This window comes from Acidovorax delafieldii 2AN, assembly GCF_000175235.1.
GTDB lineage: Bacteria > Pseudomonadota > Gammaproteobacteria > Burkholderiales > Burkholderiaceae_C > Acidovorax > Acidovorax delafieldii_B.
This window is the reverse complement of sequence record NZ_ACQT01000584.1, coordinates 1-822: the sequence shown is the minus strand read 5'-3', so window position 1 is coordinate 822 and position 822 is coordinate 1. Positions and strand designations below refer to the sequence as shown.

Annotated in this window: 1 protein-coding gene; it reads right to left on the bottom strand. The window is 70.8% G+C overall.

The annotated features are described in order from the left end of the window. A partial coding sequence (locus ACDELDRAFT_RS23200) for an acyclic terpene utilization AtuA family protein (protein WP_005801765.1) occupies positions 1 to 822 on the bottom strand: 822 nt, incomplete at both ends.

The following is an 822-nucleotide window of genomic DNA, read 5'->3' as shown; positions in this document are numbered from 1 at the left end:
CTCTGCGCGCGGGCCGGCGTAGGAGATTTCGCCCTCGGCAAACCAGCCCGATTCAAAGCACACGTTGACCTTGAGCGTGGCGGGCCGCGCGTGGCCCTGCACACCCTCCAGCCGCACCGAGTCAGCGCCCACCGTGGTCACGCGAGCGGTGGTGATGTCTGCCACCACGTCGGGCGTGAGGTACGCCGCCGGGTCGTGCAGTTCGTACAGCAGCTGTTCCTTCACCGTGCGCTCGGTGATGCAGCCGCCCGTGCCCGGGGGCTTGGTGATGGTGCAGTGGCCGTCGGCGTCGATCTGGGCAATGGGGTATCCCAGGTGCGCCAGGCCCGCTACGTCTTTGTAGCCAGGGTCGGCAAAGTAGCCGCCCGTAACCTGGGCGCCGCATTCGAGCAGATGCCCGGCCATGGTGGCGCGGGCCAGCCGGTCCCAGTCGTCCAGCGCCCACCCGTAGTGGGCCAGCGCAGGGCCCAGCACCAGCGACGGGTCGGCCACCCGGCCACACACCACGATGTCGGCACCCGCGCGCAGCGCGTCGGCAATGGCCTGCGCACCGATGTAGGCGTTGGCGCTGACGATGGGCTCGGTGGGCATGGCATCGCCCAGAGCACCCTGCAGCAGCGCGCGGTGTTCGGGGCTGCTCAAGTCGTCGCCCTGCAGTACGGCAATGCGCGGGCGGGCCAGGCCCAGCTCGGCCGCCAGCGCGTGGATGCGGCGCGCGGCACCTTGCGGGTTGGCCGCGCCAAAGTTGCTGACGATGCGCACCCCGTGCGCCAGGCACTGCGCCAGCACGGGGCGCAGCAGGTCCACCAGCAGGGGTTCATA